Annotated in this window: 17 protein-coding genes and 1 tRNA gene; 10 read left to right on the top strand and 8 right to left on the bottom strand. The window is 74.0% G+C overall.

Annotation, left to right across the window (positions count from 1 at the left end; translation table 11 throughout):
- The first annotated feature begins 107 nt into the window (after positions 1–107).
- The 3 genes from ACLJWH_RS31830 to ACLJWH_RS31820 are packed head-to-tail and all read left to right on the top strand — an operon-like array spanning position 108 to position 6,225.
- A complete protein-coding gene (locus ACLJWH_RS31830) occupies positions 108–1,004 on the top strand; it encodes an FAD binding domain-containing protein (RefSeq protein WP_411145225.1) in 897 nt (298 codons plus the stop codon).
- The gene (locus ACLJWH_RS31825) at positions 1,001–3,898 is read left to right on the top strand and encodes a 2Fe-2S iron-sulfur cluster-binding protein (RefSeq protein ID WP_411145224.1); all 2,898 of its coding nucleotides are present in this window, start codon (positions 1,001–1,003) and stop codon (positions 3,896–3,898) included. Before ACLJWH_RS31830 ends, ACLJWH_RS31825 begins: the two co-directional genes overlap by 4 nt.
- Positions 3,895–6,225, top strand: a complete 2,331-nt coding sequence (locus tag ACLJWH_RS31820) for a xanthine dehydrogenase family protein molybdopterin-binding subunit (protein WP_411145223.1) — start codon at positions 3,895–3,897, stop codon at positions 6,223–6,225. Before ACLJWH_RS31825 ends, ACLJWH_RS31820 begins: the two co-directional genes overlap by 4 nt.
- Positions 6,226–6,347: 122 nt before the next feature.
- Here ACLJWH_RS31820 and ACLJWH_RS31815 read toward each other — a convergent pair.
- A tRNA-Cys gene (locus tag ACLJWH_RS31815) sits at positions 6,348–6,419 on the bottom strand.
- A gap of 242 nt (positions 6,420–6,661) precedes the next feature.
- On the opposite strand from ACLJWH_RS31815, the gene ACLJWH_RS31810 reads away from it, so the two are divergent.
- The 4 genes from ACLJWH_RS31810 to ACLJWH_RS31795 all read left to right on the top strand — a co-directional run bounded on the left by ACLJWH_RS31810 (position 6,662) and on the right by ACLJWH_RS31795 (position 12,085).
- Positions 6,662–8,173: an MFS transporter gene (locus tag ACLJWH_RS31810; RefSeq protein ID WP_411145222.1), complete on the top strand. Its 1,512-nt coding sequence runs from the start codon at positions 6,662–6,664 to the stop codon at positions 8,171–8,173.
- A gap of 200 nt (positions 8,174–8,373) precedes the next feature.
- Positions 8,374–10,170, top strand: coding sequence for a DEAD/DEAH box helicase (locus tag ACLJWH_RS31805; protein ID WP_411145221.1), 1,797 nt, complete (start codon positions 8,374–8,376; stop codon positions 10,168–10,170).
- 459 nt (positions 10,171–10,629) lie between these two features.
- Positions 10,630–11,271, top strand: coding sequence for an IclR family transcriptional regulator (locus ACLJWH_RS31800; RefSeq protein WP_052857845.1), 642 nt, complete (start codon positions 10,630–10,632; stop codon positions 11,269–11,271).
- A gap of 34 nt (positions 11,272–11,305) precedes the next feature.
- On the top strand, positions 11,306–12,085 hold the full coding sequence (locus tag ACLJWH_RS31795; protein WP_411145220.1) for a PDZ domain-containing protein: 780 nt from the start codon (positions 11,306–11,308) through the stop codon (positions 12,083–12,085).
- Between the two features lie 45 nt (positions 12,086–12,130).
- Here ACLJWH_RS31795 and ACLJWH_RS31790 read toward each other — a convergent pair whose 3' ends face one another.
- From ACLJWH_RS31790 to ACLJWH_RS31770, 5 genes are read right to left on the bottom strand one after another with little or no spacing between them, the layout of a single operon-like run.
- Positions 12,131–13,135: a glycine betaine ABC transporter substrate-binding protein gene (locus ACLJWH_RS31790; protein ID WP_411145219.1), complete on the bottom strand. Its 1,005-nt coding sequence runs from the start codon at positions 13,133–13,135 to the stop codon at positions 12,131–12,133.
- Positions 13,135–14,028 carry an ABC transporter permease gene (locus ACLJWH_RS31785; protein WP_411145218.1) on the bottom strand — a complete coding sequence of 298 codons (894 nt, stop codon included), beginning with the start codon at positions 14,026–14,028 and terminating at the stop codon, positions 13,135–13,137. The genes ACLJWH_RS31790 and ACLJWH_RS31785 overlap by 1 nt, the downstream gene beginning before the upstream one ends.
- Positions 14,025–15,305, bottom strand: coding sequence for a betaine/proline/choline family ABC transporter ATP-binding protein (locus tag ACLJWH_RS31780; protein WP_411145217.1), 1,281 nt, complete (start codon positions 15,303–15,305; stop codon positions 14,025–14,027). The genes ACLJWH_RS31785 and ACLJWH_RS31780 overlap by 4 nt, the downstream gene beginning before the upstream one ends.
- Complete coding sequence (locus ACLJWH_RS31775; protein WP_411145216.1) at positions 15,298–15,945, bottom strand: ABC transporter permease; 648 nt, start codon at positions 15,943–15,945, stop codon at positions 15,298–15,300. Before ACLJWH_RS31775 ends, ACLJWH_RS31780 begins: the two co-directional genes overlap by 8 nt.
- Before the next feature lie 16 nt (positions 15,946–15,961).
- Positions 15,962–16,429, bottom strand: a complete 468-nt coding sequence (locus tag ACLJWH_RS31770; RefSeq protein WP_052857863.1) for an Lrp/AsnC family transcriptional regulator — start codon at positions 16,427–16,429, stop codon at positions 15,962–15,964.
- Positions 16,430–16,558: 129 nt separating this feature from the next.
- Here ACLJWH_RS31770 and hppD point away from each other — a divergent pair, with 129 nt between their 5' ends.
- The 3 genes from hppD (at position 16,559) to ACLJWH_RS31755 (ending at position 21,203) form a co-directional block, all read left to right on the top strand.
- A complete protein-coding gene (gene hppD / locus ACLJWH_RS31765; RefSeq protein ID WP_411145215.1) occupies positions 16,559–17,713 on the top strand; it encodes a 4-hydroxyphenylpyruvate dioxygenase in 1,155 nt (384 codons plus the stop codon).
- An 89-nt stretch (positions 17,714–17,802) separates the two neighbouring features.
- Complete coding sequence (locus ACLJWH_RS31760) at positions 17,803–19,167, top strand: FAD-binding oxidoreductase (RefSeq protein ID WP_411145214.1); 1,365 nt, start codon at positions 17,803–17,805, stop codon at positions 19,165–19,167.
- A 590-nt stretch (positions 19,168–19,757) separates the two neighbouring features.
- Entirely contained in the window at positions 19,758–21,203 is a 1,446-nt protein-coding gene (locus ACLJWH_RS31755) for a dihydrolipoyl dehydrogenase family protein (RefSeq protein ID WP_411145213.1), read from the top strand.
- A 93-nt stretch (positions 21,204–21,296) separates the two neighbouring features.
- Here ACLJWH_RS31755 and ACLJWH_RS31750 read toward each other — a convergent pair whose 3' ends face one another.
- Positions 21,297–21,590 (bottom strand): tetratricopeptide repeat protein, encoded by a 294-nt coding sequence (locus tag ACLJWH_RS31750; protein ID WP_411145288.1) that lies wholly within the window; start codon positions 21,588–21,590, stop codon positions 21,297–21,299.
- A 244-nt stretch (positions 21,591–21,834) separates the two neighbouring features.
- Positions 21,835–22,311, bottom strand: coding sequence for an SsgA family sporulation/cell division regulator (locus ACLJWH_RS31745; protein WP_411145212.1), 477 nt, complete (start codon positions 22,309–22,311; stop codon positions 21,835–21,837).
- Between the last annotated feature and the right edge of the window lie 93 nt (positions 22,312–22,404).

Raw genomic sequence — 22,404 nt, 5'->3', positions numbered from 1 at the left:
CTCGCCGGGGAACCGGGAAGATGTGCCAGAGTTGCCACGTCCGGGCCGTGAGCACGTACCGTACGGCGGAGCGGAACAGCCGGGACACCGGGGAAGGGGCAGCTGGCTTGACCACGCACGCACCGCACGCGTCGCACACGGTGACGTTGCCGGCCTCGCTCGACGAGGCGGTGGCGGCGCTCACCGCGATGCCCGCCGCCGTACCCGTCGCGGGCGGCACCGATCTCATGGCGGCGGTGAACGCCGGACTCCTCAGACCAGCGGCCCTGGTGGGCCTCGGCCGGATCAGCGAGATCCGCGGCTGGCAGTACCAGGACGGCCACGCCCTGCTCGGCGCCGGGCTCACCCTCGCCCGCATGGGACGCCCCGACTTCGCCGCGCTGATCCCCGGCCTGGCCGCCGCCGCCCGCGCGGCCGGCCCGCCGCAGATCCGCAACGCCGGGACGCTCGGCGGCAACATCGTGACCTGCGCCCCCACCGGCGACACCCTCCCCGTGCTCGCCGCCCTCGAAGCGACGGTGATCATCGCCGGGCCCGCGGGCACCCGCCGCGAGATCCCGGTCAGCCACCTCCTGGCCGGCCGGGAGATGCTGCGGCCCGGCGAACTCGTCGGCTTCGTACGGGTGCCGCTGCTGCACGCCCCGCAGACCTTCCTCAAGGCCACCGGCCGTACCGGCCCCGGCCGCGCCACCGCCTCCGTCGCACTGGTCCTGGACCCGGCGCGGCGCGGGGTGCGCTGCGCGGTGGGCGCGGTCGCCGCGATGCCGCTGCGCCCGCTGGAGGCCGAGCAGTGGGTGGCCTCGCTCATCGACTGGGACGGCGAACGCGGCCTGGTCCCCGAGGCGCTGACGGCCTTCGGTGACTACGTCGCCGCCGCCTGTATCCCCGACCCGGCGCCGCCGCTGGACGGTGCGGAGCCGGCGGCACTGCCGCCCACCGCACTGCACCTGCGCCGTACGGTGGCAGTCCTGGCCCGCCGCGCACTTGGGAGGGCGCTTTCGTGAGTGACGCAGACAACCGCACCGCGGACAACCGAGCCGGGGACCACCACGGCCCGGACCACCGGGATCCGCAGCAGCCGCACCCCGAACAGGGCTGGCAACCGCTGCCGCAGGGCGGCGAGTACGAATCGGACGCGACGGCCTTCGTCCAGCTCCCGGAGGGCTTCGCCAACAGCCTCTACGGGGCGCCCGGTACGCCCGGCGGCTACGGCGCGCCCGGCGCCGAACCGCTCGCCGCGCCCGGCCACGGCTACACCCCGCCCGCCTCCTTCGCCCCGCACCCCACCGCACCGCCGGTCGCCGGCGGCGCCACCGACCCGGCGGCGACCGGCCAGTGGACGATGCCGTTCGCGGACCCGTCGGCCGGCTACGCGCCCCCGGCCGCACCCGCTCAGGACCCCGCCGCGGGCCAGGCGTCGGCCGGCCACCCCGGCACGCCCGGTGCGGCGCAGCCGTGGGGCGGCGACCCGGTGCAGTGGCCGGTCGCGGGCGGTGCGCAGGCGGCGGCCGGCGGTACGGGGTCGTGGTCGGTCCCGGCGGCGGCGGACGACGTCCAGGAGGAGTCCGGTGAGTACCTGGTCGGCGACGACCGGCTGACGGGTCATCCGGGCCACCCGGGTCTGCCGGGCGGGCACGGCCACCAGCCACACCAGCAGGGCGGGCAGCAGGGACACCCGGGCCACCCGGGTCCCACCGCGCCGGGTACCGCCGCCGGTTACCCGGGCGACGGGTACTCCGGCACGTACGGCGGTGCCGGGGGCGTCCCCGGCGCGGGCGTCACGGGCGGGACCGGGCACTGGAACTTCGCCGCCGGGCCGGCCGTCACGGCGGACCCGAGCAGCGCGGGCGACAGCGGTACGGGCGACGGCGTGTCCGGTCCGGCGGCGCACCACGCGCGGCAGCCGTCGCACGAGGTCCACCAGGCACCGCACGCTCCCCATGCCCCGCAGGCTCCCCACGACCCGCACACCGCGCACGAGCACCGTCCCGCGCACGAGGCGCACGACGCCCAGGGCGTTCCGGCGGACGATCCGTACGCGCGCGGTGCCGGGCTGCCGGGCCACGGCACCGGGCCGGGTGGTGAACTGCCGGGCGGCGGCGGCCCGTCGGGCGGTGGCTCCTACGGGACCGGTGGGACCGGCGGCGGGGTGACCGTGCAGTGGTCGCTGCCGGCCGACGCCAAGGCCCAGTGGCCGCCCGCGGCCCCGACGCCGCGGCACGAGGAGACGCAGCCCCTGCGCATGGTCGAGGTGACGCAGCCGCTTCGGGTGGTCGCCCTGGACGCCGGTGCCGCGGCCGGTCCGGGTGCCGTCACGGATTCCGGCACCGCTGCCGGTCCGGCGGCCGGTGCCGGTACGGACGGCGGCGCGGACTCCGCGAGCGGCGCGGGTCCGGTCGCCGGTGCGGCCCACTGGTCGGTCCCGGTCGCCGGTACTGAACAGCCCGACACATCAGGGGAGTTCGCGCTCGGTGCCCTCCCCGGCGCCGACTCCGCGACCGGCACGGCGGGCGGCGCGGGGTACCCGGCGTACGACCCGTACGCGGCCTCCCGGGCGGCCGACGCGGGCACGGCCGCCGACGCGGGGCCGGGCGCCGGCGGTGCGGCCACCGAGGGCGCGGCTGTCGACGGCGCGGTCTCCCACGGCGCGGTCTCCCACGACGCGGTCTCCCACGACGCGGTCTCCCACGACGCGGCTGCCGGGGCCGGACCGGTCGCGGGCACCGCCGCCGAGCCCGGCGCCGAACCCGCTGCCGGACACCGGCCCGGCACCGCGGCCGGACCGGACGGCGCGCCCGCCGCGTCCCCCGGCGACGCCCCGGACACCGCCCCGTCCGCGGAACCCGGCGAGCCCGCACGGCCCACCGGCCCCGCGGAGACCGCCCACCGCCCCGCGGAGAGCTCCGGCACCTCCGACACCGCCGACGCGGCTCCCACCACCGACCCGGCGCACGGCGTCAACACCCACAACACCCACGACACCGCCGGCACCACCGGTCCGGCGCGCGCCGTCAACACCCACGACACCGCCGACGCCGGAGCCCCCACCGACCCCCGCGTCCCCGGGCCCGCCGCCGCCTCCGAGGCCGTCGACGAGTCCGCGGAACCCGCCGGGAGCCGGGCCGACGCCCCCGCCGACCCGGACCCCGGGCCCGAGGCCACACCGGTCCCCGCGCCCGGCACCGACCCCGGCGCCGACGCCTACGACGAACACCCCCACGCCTCCTACGTCCTGCGCGTGAACGGCACCGACCGGCCGGTCACCGACGCCTGGATCGGGGAGTCGCTCCTCTACGTCCTGCGCGAGCGGCTCGGCCTCGCCGGGGCCAAGGACGGCTGTTCACAGGGCGAGTGCGGGGCCTGCTCCGTCCAGGTGGACGGGCGGCTCGTCGCGTCCTGCCTGGTGCCCGCGGTCACCACGGCGGGCAGTGAGGTCCGTACGGTCGAGGGGCTCGCGCAGCACGGCGCGCCCTCCGACGTACAGCGCGCGCTCGCCGAGTCCGGTGCCGTGCAGTGCGGCTTCTGCGTACCGGGCATGGCGATGACCGTCCACGACCTGCTGGAGGGCAACCACGCCCCCAGCGAACTGGAGACCCGCAAGGCGCTCTGCGGCAACCTCTGCCGCTGTTCCGGCTACCGGGGTGTGCTGGACGCCGTCGACGAGGTCGTCAGAGCCCGCGCACAGGCCGCCGAGGCCGCGGCCGCCCCGGCGGAGGCACCGGCCGAAGGCGCCCGTATCCCGCACCAGGCGGGCCCTGTCGACGCCGTCGGCCACGCCCCGCACGACCTGGCCGCGCCCGGCCAGGATTTCCCCGGCCACCGGCCCCCCGACCCGCGTTCGCACGGGCCGCACCACCCGGGGCCGGGCGCCGATCCGCAGACGGGAGGCCCCGCATGAGCGGTACGACCGACGGCGCCGACGCCGTCACCGCGACCCCCGCGGCGGGCGTCCGGATGCCCGACGAACCGCCGCCGCACGGACTGGGCGTCTCGCTGCCGCCCGCCGACGCACCGGCCAAGACCGAGGGCACCTTCCCGTACGCCGCCGACCTGTGGGCCGAGGGGCTGCTGTGGGCGGCGGTGCTGCGCTCGCCGCACCCGCGCGCGCGGATCCGGTCCATCGACACCCGGCACGCGGCCGAGATGCCGGGCGTCCGCGCCGTCCTCACGCACGAGGACGTCCCCGGCGACGCCGCCCACGGCCGCGGCACCCCCGACCGCCCGGTCTTCGCCAAGGACGAGGTCCGCCACCACGGCGAGCCGATCGCCGCGGTGGCCGCCGAGCACCCCGACACCGCCCGGCTCGCCGCCGCCGCCATCGCCGTCGAGTACGAGCTGCTCGACGCCGTCACCGACCCCCAACTGGCCTTCGAGGCCGAGCCGTTGCATCCGGACGGCAACCTCATCCGGCACATCCCGCTGCGCTTCGGCGACGCCGAGGCGGTCGGTGAGGTCATGGTCGAGGGGCTCTACCGGATCGGCCGCCAGGACCCGGCCCCCATCGGCGCCGAGGCCGGGCTCGCGGTGCCGCGCCCCGATGGCGGGGTGGAGATCTACACCGCCTCCACCGACCCGCACGCCGACCGCGATCTGGCCGCCGCCTCCTTCGGACTGGAACCGGACCGCGTCAAGATCGTGGTGACCGGCGTCCCCGGCGCCACCGGCGACCGCGAGGACCCCGGTATGCAGCTGGCCCTCGGCCTGCTGGCGATGCGTACGGGCTGCCCGGTCAAACTGGCCGCCACCCGCGAGGAGTCCTTCCTCGCGCACGCGCACCGCCATCCCACGCTGCTGCGCTACCGCCACCACGCCGACGGCGAGGGCAAGCTCGTCAAGGTCGAGGCGCAGATCCTGATGGACGCCGGCGCCTACGCGGACACCTCCGCCGAGACGCTGGCCGCCGCCGTCTCGTTCGCCTGCGGCCCGTACGTCGTGCCGCACGCCGTCGTCGAGGGCTGGGCGGTGCGCACCAACAACCCGCCGTCCGGCCATGTGCGCGGTGAGGGCGCGCTCCAGGTCTGTGCCGCCTACGAGGGGCAAATGGACCGGCTGGCCGCCCAGTTGGGCCTGGAGCCGGACGAGATCCGGCTGCGCAACGTGATGGCCACCGGCGATCTGCTGCCCACCGGGCAGACCGTCACCTGCCCGGCGCCGGTCGCCGAACTCCTGCGCGCCGTCAAGGAGGCGCCGCTGCCCGAGCTGCCCAAGGACACCCCGGAGGCGGAGTGGCTGCTGCCGGGCGGCCCCGAGGGCGCGGGCGAGCCGGGCGCGGTGCGCCGGGGCGTCGGCTACGCCCTGGGCATGGTGCACATGCTCGGCGCGGAGGGCGCCGACGAGGTGTCCACCGCCACCGTCAAGGTCAGCGGTTCGGTCGCCACCGTCCTGTGCGCCGCCGTCGAGACCGGGGCCGGATTCGCCACGCTGGCCCGGCAGATCGTGCAGGAGACGCTAGGTATCGACGAGGTGCACCTCGCGGGCGTGGACACCGACCAGCCGCCGGCCGGCCGGGCCTGCCACAGCCGGCACACCTGGGTCTCCGGCGGCGCCGTGGAGCGCGCGGCCAAGATGGTCCGTACGCAGCTGTTGCAGCCGCTGGCCCACAAGTTCGGGATGTCCACCGAGCTGTTGCAGATCACCGACGGCAAGATCACCTCCTATGACGGGGTACTCAGCACGACCGTCGCGGAGGCGCTGGACGGCAAGGAGCTGTGGGCCACCGCCCAGTCCCGGCCGCATCCCACCGAACCGCTGGACGAGAACGGACAGGGCGACGCGTTCGTGGGCCTGGCCTTCTGTGCCATCCGCTGCGTCGCCGATGTCGACATCGAACTGGGCGCCGTCCGGGTCGTGGAGATGGCCGTCGCCCAGGACGTGGGCCGGGTGCTCAACCCACGCCAGCTGCGGGCCCGTATCGAGGCCGGTGTCACCCAGGGGCTGGGCGCCGCCCTGATGGAGAACCTGCGCACCACCCGGGGCCAGGTCCGTCACCCCGACCTCACCGGTTACGCGCTGCCCACCGCGCTGGACGCCCCGGACATCCGGATCGTCAAGCTCGTCGAGGAACGCGATGTGGTCGCCCCGTTCGGCGCCAAGCCCGTCAGCGCGGTCCCCGTCGTCACCTCGCCGGCCGCCGTGGCCGCCGCCGTCCGCGCCGCCACCGGCCGCCCCGTCGGCCGCCTCCCGATCCGCCCGCAGGCGGCGGTCGCACAGGTCGTACAGCGGTAGCCGGACCGCGGCGGGGGAGTCGCCGCGGTCCGCGGGCACCCGCGTATGCGGACGTGAAGAAGGGCGGCCCCCACACCCATGGGGGCCGCCCTCCTTGTCCGTACGCGCGGTGGTGCGTGTCGAGGCCGTGGCGGGAATCGAACCCGCGTAACTCGCTTTGCAGGCGAGTCCCTGAACCACTCGGGCACACGGCCGGGATGAGGTGCTGTGCCGACTGTAGGGCGCGGGGCGGGGGGTAGGGCAAGAGGGCGGTACCGGCCGCCACGGGACCGCAATGCGCCGTTCATGAACGGCAACGACCGCCGACCGGCACGACCGGTATGACCGCTTCCGTTCGCGGGCCGGGTGCCGGTGCGGCAGGCGTAGGACCGACGACCGAGATGATCCCGGTCTCCCGGCACGGGCGCGGCACCGCCATGGCTTCTACGCTGGCGCGATGAGCGCAGATCAGCCGTGCGACAGTGATGTCGCCGCCGCCACCGGCACCGACCGCCCCCCGATACCCGGGCCGCCGGTGCCCGAATCCGGCGGGGTGCCCGCGACGGGTGACGGCGGCGGGGTGCTCGGCCCCGCCTACCGCGCGCTGACGTTCGGCATCATCTCCGTCGTCTCGCTCGTCGCCTTCGAGGCGAGTGCGGTGAACACCGCGATGCCGGTCGCCGCCCGCGCCCTGGACGGTATCGGGCTGTACGCCTTCGCGTTCTCCGCGTTCTTCACGGCGAGCCTGTTCGCGATGGCGCTCTCGGGGGAGTGGAGCGACCGGCGCGGCCCGCTCGCGCCGTTGTTCACCGGTGTCGCCGCGTTCGGCACGGGGCTGCTGATCGCGGGCGGCGCGCAGAGCATGGGGATGTTCGTCGCGGGCCGCGGGGTGCAGGGGCTCGGCGGCGGCCTGGTGATCGTCTCGCTGTACGTCGTCGTCGGCCGCGCCTACCCGGAGCGGCTGCGGCCGGCGGTCATGGCGTCGTTCTCGGCGGCCTGGGTGGTGCCGGTGATCGTCGGCCCGCTGGTCGCCGGGACGGTCACCGAGCACGCCGGCTGGCGCTGGGTCTTCCTGTCCATCCCGGTACTGATACTGCTGCCGCTCGGCGTGATGCTGCCCGCGCTGCGCAAGCTGCCGCGCGCCGAGCCGGGCCCGCGCGGCGGGGCGCGGCACATCCTGGGCAGCCGGCGCACCCGGCTCGCGCTGGCCGCCGCGGCGGGCGCGGGCCTGGTGCAGTACGCGGGCCAGCACCTGTCCTGGGCCGCGCTGCTGCCGGCCGCCGCCGGGCTGGCGCTGCTGGTGCCGGCCGTGCTGCGGCTGCTGCCCCGGGGGACGTTCCGGGCGGCCCGCGGACTGCCGGCCGTGGTGCTGATGCGGGGCCTGGCCGCCGGGGCGCTGGTCGCGGCCGAGAGCTTCATCCCGCTGCTGCTGGTCACCCAGCGCGGGCTGACCGCCACGCTCGCCGGCCTCTCCCTCACCGGCGGCGGGCTGACCTGGGCGCTCGGTTCGTTCGTACAGAGCCGGCCGCGCCTGGATCCGCACCGGGAGCGGCTGATGGGCCTGGGCCTGGCGCTCCTGGCGGTGGCCATCGCGATGGTGCCGCTGGCGCTGCTCGACGGGGTGCCGGTGTGGATCGTCGCGGTGGCCTGGACGGTCGGCGGCTTCGGGATGGGGCTCAACATCTCCAGCGGCAGTGTGCTGCTGCTGAAGCTGTCCCGGCCGTCCGAGGCGGGCAGCAACTCCGCGTCGTTGCAGATGTCCGACGCGCTGGGCAATGTCACCTTCGTCGGGGTCAGCGGGGTGCTGTTCGTGGCCTTCGGCGGCGGCTCGATCGCGGCCGGCGCCCAGCCGTCGGCCACCGCGGGGCCGGGCCAGGCCGCGGCCTTCGTGGCCGTCTTCGCCACGATGGCCGCGGTGGCGGTGGCGGGGGCGTGCATCAGCCTGCGCCTGAAGCAGAAGGGGACGTGAGGCGGACGCGGTCGCCCGGTCCCGCGGTGGCCGTCGCGCGCGGCCACGACGGGCGAGCGGGCGCTGACGACGCCGCCGCGGACGCCGCGACGTGATGCGTGACGCACTTCCGGGCGACTGCGCGCACTCGCCCGGAAGCGGGCGAGCCGCACCGGTAGGCTGACGCGGTTGCCGATCGCCGAGCCAGCCCGACGGAGACCGTGACTACCACCACCAGCGCCACCAACAACCACCACCTGTCCCCGGCCTTTCCGGGCCGGGCCCCTTGGGGCACCGCGAACAAGCTGCGTGCCTGGCAGCAGGCGGCCATGGACCGGTACATCCAGACCCAGCCAAAGGACTTCCTCGCCGTCGCGACACCAGGCGCCGGCAAAACCACTTTCGCGCTCACCCTCGCCTCATGGCTGCTGCACCATCACGTCGTGCAGCAGGTGACGGTCGTCGCGCCCACCGAGCATCTGAAGAAGCAGTGGGCGGAGGCCGCCGCCCGGGTGGGGATCAAACTCGACCCGGAGTACAGCGCGGGCCCCCTCGGCCGCGAGTACCAGGGCGTCGCGATCACCTACGCGGGCGTCGGCGTACGGCCGATGCTGCACCGCAACCGGATCGAGCAGCGCAAGACGCTGGTCATCCTCGACGAGATCCACCACGCCGGTGACTCCAAGTCCTGGGGCGAGGCGTGCCTGGAGGCGTTCGAACCGGCCACCCGCCGGCTCGCGCTGACCGGCACCCCGTTCCGGTCCGACACCAACCCCATCCCCTTCGTGGCGTACGAGGAGGGCAACGACGGGATCCGGCGCTCCTCCGCCGACTACACCTACGGCTACGGGAACGCGCTCGCCGACGGCGTCGTCCGCCCGGTCATCTTCCTCTCCTACAGCGGCAACATGCGCTGGCGGACGAAGGCCGGTGACGAGATCGCGGCGCGGCTGGGCGAGCCGATGACCAAGGACGCCGTCTCGCAGGCGTGGCGCACCGCGCTGGACCCGCGCGGCGACTGGATGCCCAATGTGCTGCGCGCCGCCGACCAGCGGCTGACGGAGGTCCGCAAGGGCATCCCGGACGCCGGGGCGCTGGTGATCGCCTCCGACCAGGAGCAGGCCCGCGCCTACGCGAAGCTGATCCGGGAGATCACCGGGCGGGGCGCCACCCTCGTCCTGTCCGACGACACCGGGGCCTCGCAGCGGATCGACGATTTCGCGGCCTCCGACGACCGCTGGATGGTCGCGGTCCGGATGGTGTCCGAGGGCGTCGACGTGCCGCGGCTGGCGGTCGGCGTGTACGCCACGACGATCTCCACGCCGCTGTTCTTCGCGCAGGCGGTGGGCCGTTTCGTACGGTCCCGCAAACGCGGTGAGACGGCCTCCGTCTTCGTGCCGACCGTGCCGATGCTCCTGACGTTCGCCAACGAGATGGAGGTCGAGCGCGACCACGTCCTGGACAAGCCGAAGAAGGACGGTGAGGAGGACCCGTTCGCGGAGTCCGAGAAGGAGCTCGCGGAGGCCGAGAAGCAGCAGGACGAGGACACCGGCGAGCAGGAGCAGTTCTCCTTCGAGGCGCTGGAGTCGGAGGCGGTCTTCGACCGGGTGCTCTACGACGGCGCCGAGTTCGGCATGCAGGCGCACGCGGGCAGCGAGGAGGAGCAGGACTACCTCGGCATCCCCGGGCTGCTGGAGCCCGACCAGGTGCAGATGCTGCTCCAGAAGCGGCAGGCCCGGCAGATCGCGCACAGCCGGAAGAAGCCGGACTCGGAGGCCGACCTGCTGGAGCTGCCGGCCGAACGCCGTCCGGTGGTCACGCACAAGGAGATGCTGGAACTGCGCAAGCAGCTGAACACCCTGGTCGGCGCGTACGTCCACCAGTCCGGCAAACCGCACGGCGTGCTCCACACCGAGCTGCGGCGGGTGTGCGGCGGGCCGCCGAGCGCGGAGGCCACCGCCGGACAGCTGCGCGAGCGGATCAAGAAGGTGCAGGAGTGGGCCACGCGGATGCGGTGAGCGCGGCGGCCTGAGCGCCGTACCGCGCCCGCGCCCGGCGAACGGCGAACGGCGGGGCCGGGGACGGCGGATGACGGACGACGCCGGCGCGGGGCGGCACTCCTGGACGGGGTGCCGCCCCGCTCTTTTTCCCGGCTCTCCCCTCCCGCGGCTCTTCCCGGGCCCGCCCCACGGCGACCCCGTCAGGTCACGACTCGATTACGGTATGGCTCTCGCCGAAAGGCCGCCGGCCGCCGGGAGGGTGCGCCAGAGTGGATATACCGGACGGGAGAGACCGGATTCTGGACGTGCCCTTCCGCTGACCGGACTGGCTCGCTACTGTCCCGTCACGAACACGCCCCGTGGCAGCGCCGCCGCGGAGCGCAGCCGGTGCCATGCGGCCGGCGGCTCTTGCGCGCTGCTCCGGGACGGGCAGCGCGCCGCGTCCGAGCGCCGCCACTCACACGAGGAGGGGGCGTCGTGACCGCGGAGACCTCCCAGACGCTCGACCGGGGACTGCGCGTCCTCAAACTGCTCGCCGACACCGACCACGGGCTGACCGTCACCGAGCTGTCCCACAAGCTCGGCGTCAACCGCACCGTGGTCTACCGCCTGCTCGCGACCCTGGAGCAGCACGCTCTGGTGCGCCGGGACATCGGCGGCCGGGCCCGGGTCGGCCTCGGCGTGCTGCGCCTGGGCCGCCAGGTGCATCCGCTGGTGAGAGAGGCCGCGCTGCCCGCGCTGCGCTCGCTCGCCGAGGACATCGGGGCCACCGCGCATCTCACCCTCGTCGACGGCGCCGAAGCGCTCGCCGTCGCCGTGGTGGAGCCGACCTGGACGGACTACCACGTCGCCTACCGGGCCGGATTCCGGCATCCGCTGGACCGGGGGGCCGCCGGGCGGGCGATCCTCAAGGCCCGGCAGGGCAGGACCCAGGACGCCGGACTCGCCCTGACCCACGGGGAGTTGGAGGCCGGTGCCAGCGGGGCGGCGGCGCCGCTGCTCGGGGTGAGCGGCATAGAGGGCAGCGTCGGTGTGGTGATGCTCTCGGACAGCGTCTCCGACCGGGTCGGCCCGCGGGTGGTCGATGCCGCCCGGGAAGTGGCCGAAGCGCTGCGGTGAGGCCGCCGGGGCGGGGGTCCTTTAGGGTGGCGGGGTGTCTTCACGTGCCCGCATCCTGGCGGTCTGCGCCGCCCCCGTCGTCGCCCTGCTCGTCACGGCGGCGTTCGCACCGCTGCCGTTCTCGGTCGCGTATCCGGGGATGACGGCGAACGTCCTCGGTGACGACAAGGGCAAGCCGGTGATCACCATCACCGGCGCCGACACCCGTGAGACCAGCGGCCAGCTGCGGATGACCTCGATCGTCGCCACCGGCCCCCAGGCATCCGTCCACCTGCCGGACGTCGTCACGGGCTGGTTCCGTACGGACGAGGCCGTGATGCCGCGCGACGCGGTCTATCCCGTGGGCGAGAGCACCGAGCAGATCGCCGAGCACAACGCGGACCAGATGAAGAAGTCCCAGTCCACCGCCACCAGCGCCGCACTCGGCCACCTCGACAAGTCCGCCAAGGACGTCAAGGTCAAGCTGAGCCTGGCGGATGTGGGCGGCCCCAGCGCCGGCCTGATGTTCGCCCTCGGCATCGTCGACAAACTGGACGGCGACGGTGCGGGGCACGATCTGACCGGCGGCAAGAACGTCGCCGGCACCGGCACCATCACCGCCGACGGCAAGGTCGGCGCGGTCGGCGGCGTCCCCCTCAAGACCCAGGCCGCGCACCGCGACGGCGCCACGGTCTTCCTGGTCCCGGTCAAGGAGTGCGCGGAGGCCCGCGCCGAGCTGCCCGACGGGATGCGGCTGATCCCCGTCACCACCCTCGGCGGCGCGGTGGACGCCCTCAAGGCGCTCCGCGCCGGCGGCGACGTCCCCAGCTGCTGATCCGTACGCCACCGCGCCCGGGGCCCGGGGCCGGGCGGCGGGCCGCTACCCCGCCGTGATGAACCCCTTCCCGATCAGCCAGTCCCTGGCGACCTCGTGCGGGTCCCGGCCCGCCACGTCCACCTCGCGGTTGAGCTTCTGCGCGACCTCGTTGTCGAGGGCCGCGGTGACGGGGGCGAGGACGCCGGCGATCCGCGGATACTTCCGCATCGTCGCGGCGTGCATCTCGGGCGCGGCGTTGTAGTTCGGGAAGAAGTGCCGGTCGTCGGCGAGCACGGTCAGGCCCATCGCCTTGATGCGGCCGTCGGTGGTGAAGACCTCACCGAAGGTGCACGCCGTGCCCTGGGACGCCTCGGTGTAGACGACACCGCCGGTCATCTTGCGGATGGCGGCGGGCGGGATGTCCATGCCGTACGCCTTCGCCATGCCCGGCAGGCCGTCGTTGCGGGTGGCGAACTCGTTCTCCACGCACAGGGTGACCGCGCCCGGGTCGCGCTTGAGGAGCGCGGCGACGTCCGAGAGGTTCCGGACGCCGTACTTCTTCTCGTTGGCGGCGTTCAGCGCCAGCGCGTAGGTGTTGTTCAGGGCGGCGGGCGGCAGCCAGTCGAGGCCGTTGGCCCGGTCGGCGTCGCGGACCGCCGCCCACTGCCGGTACGGGTCGGCGATCGGCCGCTCGTGGCCGAGGAAGGTGATCCAGGCGGTGCCGGTGTACTCGTACATCCCGTCCGCGGTACCGGACTTGACGGCCTCGCGGGCGCCGATCGTGCCCTGGATGTTGGTCTTGTCGATGACGGTGGCGCCGGCCGCCTTGAACACCAGGCCCATGATCTGGCCGAGGATGATGTTCTCGGTGAACTCCTTGGACGTGACGGTGAGTTCGGCGCCCTTGAGGGGCAGCCCGCGGCCGACCGTACCGGGCTTGACGGCGTCGCTCATCGGGCTGCCGCTGACCAGACCGCAGCCGGCGGGCCCGGCGGCGAGCAGGGCGCCGGCCAGTGCCGCGGCGGCCGCCCGGCGACGGGTGCGCCGGCGGGGTGCGCGGTGCGCCATCAGACCGTCCCCTCCAGGCCGCGCGGCCGCAGCAGCAGCTCGGCGAGCGAGGCCAGCCAGTCCACCAGCAGGGCGAGCACCACGGTCAGTACGGACCCCAGGATCAGTACCGGCATCCGCTGGGTGATGATGCCCGCCGAGATCAGGTCGCCCAGGCCGCCGCCACCGCCGAAGGTGGCCAGCGTCGCGGTGCCGACGTTCAGCACGAGCGCGGTGCGCACCCCGGCCAGGATGAGCGGTACGGCCAGTGGCAGTTCCACCTTGCGCAGTACGCCCAGCGGGGACATGCCGATACCGCGGGCGGCCTCGGTCAGTGTCGGGTCGATACCGCGCAGCCCGGCGATGGTGTTGGCCAGGACGGGCAGCACGGCGTAGGCGACCATGCCGATGACGGCGGCCCTGGCGCCGATGCCGAGCCAGATGACCAGCAGGACCAGCAGGCCCAGGGCGGGGACCGCCTGGCCGAGGTTGGCGAGGGCCGTCGCGACCGGCGCCGCCGCGCGCAGCGCGGGCCGGGTCAGCGCGATGCCCAGCGGGATCGCGATGATCAGCACGAAGAAGGTGGAGACCACGGTGAGTTCGACGTGCTGGCGCAGCGCCAGCCACACCTTGCCGTGGTCCACCGCCTGGTGGGCGATGGAGTCCAGGCGGGCGCCGCGGAACCACAGCCAGGTGGCGAGCAGCGCGGCGGCGAGGAAGGCCGGCCGCAGGGCCGCCTGCCGCCCGCTGATCCGGCGCGCCGCCGCGGCGGGCGGTGCCGCGGGTCCGGCCGTGGCGCCCGCCGGCGCCGGGGCCTCGGCCGTGACCTCGTCGCGGAAGGCCACGCCGTGCACCTCGTGCTCGCCCGGCGGCCGCTCGTCCTTACGGGGCCTGCTCGTATCGCGCGGACTCATGCGGTGACCCCCGCGGGGCCGTCCGTACCGTCCGGGCCCGCCGCGTATCCGCCCTCCTGCTCCTGCCGGGTCAGCAGGGCGCGCTGTTCCTGGAGCTGGTGCTGGTGCTCGACGGCCTCCAGCCGGTCCGCCTCCAGCAGTTCGTGGACGTTGTTCATCAGCGTCTCCATGTCGACCACGCCGGTGTACTCGCCGCGCCGTCCGGTGACCGCGACCCGGCCCGCGTTGTCGGTGAGCACCGCCTCCAGGGCGTCGCGCAGCGTCGCGTCCCGGGTGACCGTGTCGTGCACCAGCGTGCCGGCCCGCGCCAGCGATCCCTTGGCCCGCGAGAGATCGCCGCGGCGCAGCCATTTGTACGGGCGGCGGTGCCGGTCGAGCAGCAGCACCTCGTTGGTGGTGCCGGAGCGCAGCAGGTCGAAGATGGACTGGAGCGGGTCGTCGACCCCGGCGGTGGGGAAGTCGACGACGCCGACGTCCCGGACCCGGGTGAGGTTGAGCCGCTTGAGCGCGGCGCCGGCGCCCACGAAGCCGGAGACGAAGTCGTCCGCGGGGTTGGTGAGGATGGCTTCGGGGGTGTCGAACTGGGCGATGTGCGAGCGCTCGCGGAGCACCGCGATGCGGTCGCCGAGCTTGATGGCCTCGTCGAAGTCGTGGGTGACGAAGACGATGGTCTTGTGCAGCTCGTGCTGGAGCCGGATCAGCTCGTCCTGGAGGTGGTCGCGGGTGATCGGGTCGACGGCGCCGAACGGCTCGTCCATCAGCAGGACGGGCGGGTCGGCGGCCAGGGCGCGGGCGACGCCGACGCGCTGCTGCTGGCCGCCGGAGAGCTGGCGTGGATAGCGGCCGTGGAACTCGCCCGGTTCCAGGCCGACCAGGTCGAGCATCTCCGCGACCCGGTCGCGGACCCTCGGCCGGGACCAGCCGGCCATCTTCGGTACCAGCGCGATGTTCTGGGCGACGGTCATGTGCGGGAAGAGGCCGGAGGACTGGATGGCGTAGCCGACCTTGCGGCGCAGCCGGACCGGGTCGATGCCGGTGACGTCCTCGTCGCCGATGCGTATACGGCCGGCGGTGGGCTCGATCAGCCGGTTGATCATCTTGAGGGTGGTGGATTTCCCGCAGCCGGAGGGCCCCACGAAGACCACCAGCTCACCGGCCTTGATCTCCATGCTGACGTTCTCCACCGCGGGGCCGGGGCTGCCCGCGTAGCGCTTCGTCAGATTCTCCAGCCGGATGCCGGCGCCGGCAGCTGCGGTCGTCCCGGACGGTTCAGGCACGGATCCCCCTGGAGATGGTCAGGCGTCCGATCAGGACGTAGGCGGCGTCGAAGAGCAGGGCGAGGACGACGATCCCGAGGGTGCCGGAGAGCACCTGGTTGAGGGCGTTGGCGCTGCCGAGCGAGGCGATACCGCGGAAGATCTCGTTGCCGAGGCCGGGGCCCGAGGCGTAGGCGGCGATCGCCGCGATGCCCATCAGCATCTGGGTGGCGACCCGGATGCCGGTGAGGATCGGCGGCCAGGCCAGCGGCAGTTCGACCTTCAGCAGCCGGGCGGTGCGCGACATCCCGATGCCCTTCGCCGCGTCCACCAGCGTGGGGTCGACGCCGCGCAGTCCGACGATGGCGTTGCGGACGATCGGCAGCAGCCCGTACAGGGTCAGGGCGATGACCGTGGGGGCGACGCCGAGGCCGACGACCGGGATCAGCAGACCGATCATGGCCAGCGAGGGGATCGTCAGGATCGTGGCGGTCGTGGTGGTGGCGAGGTTGCCCGCCCATTCGCTGCGGTACGTGAGCACGCCGAGCGCGACGCCCAGCACGGTGGCGACCACCATGCACTGGAAGACCGCGCTGGCGTGCTGGTACGCATCCGTCAGCAGCTGGGTGTGCCGGTTACCGACGTATTCCCAGAAGCTCACTCGGCGCTCTCCTCGGTCAGTCCCCCGATGCCTGTTTCACCAGCGGGATGATGCGCAGTGGAACCGGGTTTTCCATGACAATCGCGGTCGAAGCCCGCACGATGCCATCAAAACCCACGACCCGATCGATCACCCGTTGCAGATCGGCGTTGGACCTGGCGACGAGCCTGCACAGCATGTCCCCATGTCCGGTCGTTGTATGCAGCTCAAGCACCTCCGGAACGGTCGCCAAATGGGCGCGTACGTCACCTCCTTGCCCTTGTTTGATCTCAAGTGTCGCGAATGCGGTCACGGGGTAGCCGAGCGCCGCCGGGTCCACCTCCGGCCCGAACCCCCGGATCACTCCATTCGACTGAAGCCGGTCGAGTCTGGCCTGCACCGTCCCGCGCGCCACTCCGAGCCGCCGGGACGCCTCCAGCACGCCGATCCGCGGCTCGCGCGCCAGCAGCTCGATCAGCGCCCCGTCCAAATGATCGATCGCCATCGCCGGTTCCTCCGATTCCGATGGTCATCATGTACAGATAGCCCGGCAGGACTCCCCGGCTGCTATACAATATGCCCAGCAAATGCACAAACTATTGCGCACCTTGTGGATCGGCGGGACTCTGCGGCCATGGCAGACACCACGATGCACACCAAGCCCTCCACCCCCGGCACGGCTCGGCAGGCGGACCCCTTCCCGGTCAAGGGGATGGACGCGGTCGTCTTCGCCGTCGGCAACGCCAAGCAGGCCGCGCACTACTACGCCACCGCCTTCGGCATGCGGCGCGTCGCCTACTCCGGACCGGAGAACGGCAGCCGCGAGACCGCGAGTTACGTTCTCGAATCCGGCGGCGCCCGGTTCGTCTTCACCTCCGTCATCCGGCCCACCACCGACTGGGGCCACTTCCTCGCCGACCACGTCGCGGCGCACGGCGACGGCGTCATCGACCTCGCCATCGAGGTACCGGACGCCCGCGCCGCCTACGCCTACGCCGTCGCGCACGGCGCCACCGGCATCGACGAGCCCTACGAGACCACGGACGAGCACGGCACCGTCGTCCGCGCCGCCATCGCCACCTACGGCAAGACCCGGCACACCCTCGTCGAGCGCACCGCCTACCACGGCCCGTACCTGCCCGGCTTCGTCGCCGCCGCCCCGCTCGTGGCGCCCGGCGCCCGCCGCTTCCAGGCCATCGACCACTGCGTCGGCAACGTCGAACTCGGCAAGATGGACGAGTGGGTGAGCTTCTACAACGACGTCATGGGCTTCACCAACATGAAGGAGTTCGTCGGCGACGACATCGCCACCGAGTACTCCGCCCTGATGTCGAAGGTCGTCGCGGACGGCACCCGCAAGGTCAAGTTCCCGCTCAACGAGCCCGCGGTGGCCAAGAAGAAGTCGCAGATCGACGAGTACCTGGAGTTCTACGGCGGCCCCGGCGTCCAGCACATCGCGCTGGCCACCAACGACATCGTCGCCAGCGTCCGCGCCATGCGCGAGGCCGGTGTGGAGTTCCTCGACACCCCCGACTCCTACTACGACACCCTCGGCGACTGGGCCGGCGAGACCCGGGTCCCCGTCGAGACGCTGCGCGAGCTGAAGATCCTGGTCGACCGCGACGAGGACGGCTATCTGCTCCAGATCTTCACCAAGCCGGTCCAGGACCGGCCGACGGTGTTCTTCGAGATGATCGAGCGGCACGGCTCGCTGGGCTTCGGCAAGGGCAACTTCAAGGCCCTCTTCGAGGCCATCGAGCGTGAGCAGGAGCGCCGCGGCAACCTCTGACCGCCCACGGGGCGGGCCGGCACCCGGCCCGCCCGGTGACCTTCCCCGGTGATCTTCCCCGGGGCGCCCACGGATGCGAGGCTGGCCGTATGGACCTCATCGCACACCTGCGCGCCGGACTCCCCGCGGAAGCGATCCTCACCGACCCCGACGTCACCGGCTCCTACGCCCACGACATGGCGAGCTTCTGCGCGGCCGGCACCCCCGCCGCCGTCGTCCTGCCGCGCACCGTCGAGCAGGTCCAGCACGTCATGCGCACCGCCACCGCCCTGCGCGTCCCGGTCGTCCCCCAGGGCGCGCGTACCGGCCTGTCGGGCGCCGCCAACGCCTCCGACGGCTGCATCGTGCTCTCGCTGGTCAAGATGGACCGCATCCTGGAGATCAGCCCCGTCGACCGGATCGCCGTCGTCGAACCCGGCGTCGTCAACGCCGTCCTCTCCCGCGCCGTGGCCGAACACGGCCTCTACTACCCGCCGGACCCCTCCAGCTGGGAACAGTGCTCGATCGGCGGCAACATCGGCACCGCCTCCGGCGGGCTGTGCTGCGTCAAGTACGGCGTCACCGCCGAGTACGTCCTCGGCCTCGACATCGTGCTCGCCGACGGCCGCCTCCTGACGACCGGCCGGCGCACCGCCAAGGGCGTCGCCGGCTACGACCTCACCCGGCTCTTCGTCGGCTCCGAGGGCAGCCTGGGCATCGTCGTCCGCGCCGTCCTCGCCCTCAAGCCGGAACCGCCGCAACAGCTCGCACTGGCCGCCGAGTTCCCCTCCACCGCGGCCGCCTGCGAGGCGGTCTGCGAGATCATGGCCCGCGGCCACGCCCCCTCGCTGCTCGAACTCATGGACCGGACGAGCATCCGCGCGGTCAACGCGCTGGCCCATATGGGCCTCCCGGACAGCACCGAGGCCCTGCTGCTCGCCGCCTTCGACACCCCCGATCCGGCCGCCGACCTCGCCGCCGTCGGCGCGCTGTGCACCGCCGCCGGCGCCACCGAGGTCGTCCCCGCCGACACCCCCGCCGAGTCCGACCTGCTGCTCCAGGCCCGCCGGCTGACCCTGACCGCCCTGGAAGGGCTCAAATCGGCCACGATGATCGACGATGTGTGCGTCCCGCGCAGCCGGCTCGCCGAGATGCTCGACGGCACCGCCGCCATCGCCGCGAAATTCGACCTCACCATCGGCGTCTGCGCCCACGCCGGCGACGGCAACACCCACCCCACCGTCTGCTTCGACGCCGACGACCCCGGTGAATCCCGCCGCGCCCGCGAATCCTTCGACGAGATCATGGCCCTCGGCCTGCGCTTGGGCGGCACGATCACCGGCGAACACGGCGTCGGCGTCCTGAAGAAGGAATGGCTGGCCCGCGAACTGGGGCCGGTGGGCCTGGAGTTGCAGCGTGGCATCAAGGACGTCTTCGACCCGCTGGGCATCCTGAACCCGGGCAAGCTCTTCTGAACCTGGACGAGCCGGTGTGAACGGCGACGGGGGCGGGCTCTTACGGGCGCGGTGCGGGCGCGGGCGGGGGCGTTGGGTACGGGCACGGCGGGTGCCGGGGCCCCGGGGGACGGGGCTCGGGCGACGGCGGTGCGGGGCCCCGCGACCGGTGGCCGTCCGCCGAACGGCGCACCGTCCCTGCCGCCCCGACCGGCCGCCCTGCCGGCCGGACCGCCGCCCAGGCCGCCCTGTCGGACGCGACACCGGGACGGTCCGAGAACTCTCCCCTCTTCGGCCGCCGGTTCCTGGCCTCCGCCCGGCACCGACCGGGCTGCCCGGCACCCTCACGTTCCGTGACCCCGGGCCCGCGACGGACCGTCCGGCCTCGTACGGGGCCGGGGCGGAGCACCACCGGTGCGGCGGAGGCGCCGGGGGCGCGGGCCGCGGACCGGGCTCGCGGACCGGACCTCGGTACGCGCCACGCCCGGCCGCCGCGCGGCCCGGGAGGCGGCGGACCGCCGGATGCGGCGACGGTCCCCGGGGCAGAGTATGGACAAGGACCCGCCGGGCCCCACCGGGCCGCCCACGCCCACGCAGGGAGCGATGAGCCGATGGCAGCGAGCGAAACGACCGAAGCCGCCGAGGACGTGTACGACGTCGTGGTCCTGGGGGCCGGCCCGCCCGGCGAGAACGTCGCCGACCGCGTCCACGCCGGCGGGCTCAGCGCGGTGATCGTGGAGAGCGAACTCGTCGGCGGCGAATGCTCCTACTGGGCCTGTATGCCCAGCAAGGCCCTGCTGCGCCCGGTCACCGCCCGCTCCGAGGCGCGCCGCGTCGACGGCCTCAAGGACGCGGTGACCGGCCCCCTGGACGCCCCCGCCGTCCTCGCCCACCGCGACGACATCGCCTCCCACTGGAAGGACGACAGTCAGGTGCGGTGGCTGGAGTCGGTCGGCGTCGACCTGGTGCGCGGCAAGGGCCGGCTGGACGGCCCGCGCCGGGTGGTGGTCGACGGCGGGCGGGTGCTCACCGCACGGCACGCGGTCGCGGTGTGCACCGGCAGCCGCGCTCTGCTCCCCGACATCCCGGGACTCGCCGAGGCCAAGCCCTGGACCAGCCGCGAGGCCACCAGCGCGCAGGCCGTACCGGGCCGCCTGGTGGTGGTCGGCGGCGGCGTGGTGGGCGTCGAGATGGCCACCGCCTGGCGGGCCCTGGGCGCCTCCGTCACGCTGCTGGTACGCGGCGAGGGGCTGCTGCCCCGGATGGAACCGTTCGCCGGCCTCCTGGTCGCCGAATCGCTCGCCGAGGCCGGGGTGTTCCTCCGTACCGGCACCGAGGTGCGCGAGGTGCGCCGGGAGGCACCGGGCGGCCCGGTGACCGTCATCCTGGACTCCGGGGAGGAGATCGTCGCCGACGAGATCCTGATCGCCACCGGCCGCGCCCCGCGCACCGACGACCTCGGCCTGGAGACGGTCGGTCTGGAACCGGGCTCCTGGCTGGACGTGGACGACAGCTGCCGGGTGCGGGCGGTGGCGGGCGACTGGCTCTACGGCGTCGGCGACGTCAACCACCGCGCGCTCCTGACGCACCAGGGCAAGTACCAGGCCAGGATCGCCGGCGCCGCCATCACCGCCCGCGCGCGGCAGGTGCCGGTCCTGGAGTCCGACCGGTGGGGCGCGCACGCCGCGACCGCGGACACCGAGGCCGTACCGCAGGTCGTCTTCAGCGACCCCGAGGCCGCCTCGGTCGGCCGTACCGCCGCCGAGGCGGAACGCGCCGGCCACCGCATCCGGGTGGTCGACCACGATCTGGGCGCGGTGGCCGGCTCCCTGCTGTACGCCGACGGCTACCGCGGCCGGGCCCGGATGATCGTCGACCTGGACCGCGAGGTACTGCTCGGCGCCACCTTCGTCGGCCCCGGCGTCGGCGAACTCCTGCACTCCGCGACGGTCGCGGTGGCCGGCGAGGTCCCCCTCGAACGCCTCTGGCACGCGGTGCCCGCCTACCCGACCATCAGCGAGGTGTGGCTGCGGCTGCTGGAGGCGTACCGGGGCTGAGCGCGCCCGGGACGCGGCGGGCGGGCGCGGGCCCGCCCCGCCCGCCGGCCGGTCACCCCGCCCGCACGGCCGACCCGGGCCGCCCGTACGGCCTCAGCCGCGGCCGTCGGCGTCGACGCCCAGCGCCGCGGCGATCCGCAGGTGCGGGGCGGCCTCGGCGGGACGGCCCTGGCGCTCCAGCGTGCGGCCCAGCATCAGCCGGGCGTACTCCTCGACCGGGTCGCGCTCCAGGACAGCGCGCAACTCGGTCTCGGCGCGCCGCAGTTGGGCCGAGTGGTAGTAGGCGCGGGCGAGCAGCAGCCGGGGGGCGACCGGCCGGGGGTCCGCGTCGACCAGACCCCGGAGGATCCGGGCCGCGGCGGTGAAGTCCTTGGCCTCGAAGAACAACTGGGCGCGCGCCCAGCGCTCGGCGGCCGTGCCGTGCTCGTGGTAGCCGGGGGCGGGAAGGGGGGTGGGAGGGGGAGTGGGGGCGGAGGCGGAGGCGGGTCCGTACCCGTGGTCGTCGGCGGTGGCGGTCGGGTCCAGGCGTGCGCGGGACGTCTCGGTCATGACGGGGACAACACGGCAATTTGGTTGAATATTTCACAAGTGTGCGACGGGGTGGCCCACCGGCGGTGGCGGCCGCCATGTCTCAGGCCCCGGGCTCGGGCCACTCGTCCCCGGGCCAGAGGTCGGTCGGCCACAGGTCGTCGCGGTTCGTCAGGGCGAGCAGCTCGCTCAGCTCTTTGTCGATCCCCAGGTGCTGCTGCTCGGACCCGGGCGGCACCACCCGCAGGGTGCGCTCCAGCCATGCCGAGACCGCCGCGGCCGGCGCCTCCAACAGCGCGTCACCGTCCGGCGACGACAGCGCCACACAGACCAGGCTGCGGCCGTCCAGCTTCGTCGGCCAGACCCGCACGTCCCCGTGGCCGCACGGCCGGAACACGCCCTCGACGAGCAGTTCGCGGGCGAACGTCCAGTGGACGGGGGCGTCCGAGCCGATGTGGAAGGTGACATGGACGGCGTACGGGTCGTCCGCCCGGTAGGTCAGCCGGGCCGGCACCGCGATGGTGCGCTCCGGGGACAGGACCAGGCCCAGTTCCAACTCTCGTTCCACCACGGTGTACATGAAATCCGCCTCTCTCCGCTCCCTGAACGCGTGCCCGTCAATGGGCCCACATACAGAGAGAGGCGGCAGACGCCGGATCATTACGCGACTTCG

The organism is Streptomyces sp. x-80, assembly GCF_046549095.1.
GTDB classification, from domain to species: Bacteria; Actinomycetota; Actinomycetes; order Streptomycetales; family Streptomycetaceae; genus Streptomyces; species Streptomyces celluloflavus.
Note: the sequence above shows the minus strand (reverse complement) of the source record. Positions and strands in the feature narration are given on the sequence as shown.

Excerpts from the sequence above, each read along its gene's own strand:
- ACLJWH_RS31745 (WP_411145212.1), bottom strand. The coding sequence starts at position 22,311 with ATGTACACCGTGGTGGAACGAGAGTTGGAACTGGGCCTGGTCCTGTCC.
- ACLJWH_RS31770 (WP_052857863.1), bottom strand. The coding sequence starts at position 16,429 with ATGGCGATCGATCATTTGGACGGGGCGCTGATCGAGCTGCTGGCGCGC.
- ACLJWH_RS31790 (WP_411145219.1), bottom strand. The coding sequence starts at position 13,135 with ATGGCGCACCGCGCACCCCGCCGGCGCACCCGTCGCCGGGCGGCCGCC.
- ACLJWH_RS31810 (WP_411145222.1), top strand. The coding sequence starts at position 6,662 with ATGAGCGCAGATCAGCCGTGCGACAGTGATGTCGCCGCCGCCACCGGC.
- ACLJWH_RS31760 (WP_411145214.1), top strand. The coding sequence starts at position 17,803 with ATGGACCTCATCGCACACCTGCGCGCCGGACTCCCCGCGGAAGCGATC.
- ACLJWH_RS31820 (WP_411145223.1), top strand. The coding sequence starts at position 3,895 with ATGAGCGGTACGACCGACGGCGCCGACGCCGTCACCGCGACCCCCGCG.
- ACLJWH_RS31785 (WP_411145218.1), bottom strand. The coding sequence starts at position 14,028 with ATGAGTCCGCGCGATACGAGCAGGCCCCGTAAGGACGAGCGGCCGCCG.
- ACLJWH_RS31755 (WP_411145213.1), top strand. The coding sequence starts at position 19,758 with ATGGCAGCGAGCGAAACGACCGAAGCCGCCGAGGACGTGTACGACGTC.
- hppD (WP_411145215.1), top strand. The coding sequence starts at position 16,559 with ATGGCAGACACCACGATGCACACCAAGCCCTCCACCCCCGGCACGGCT.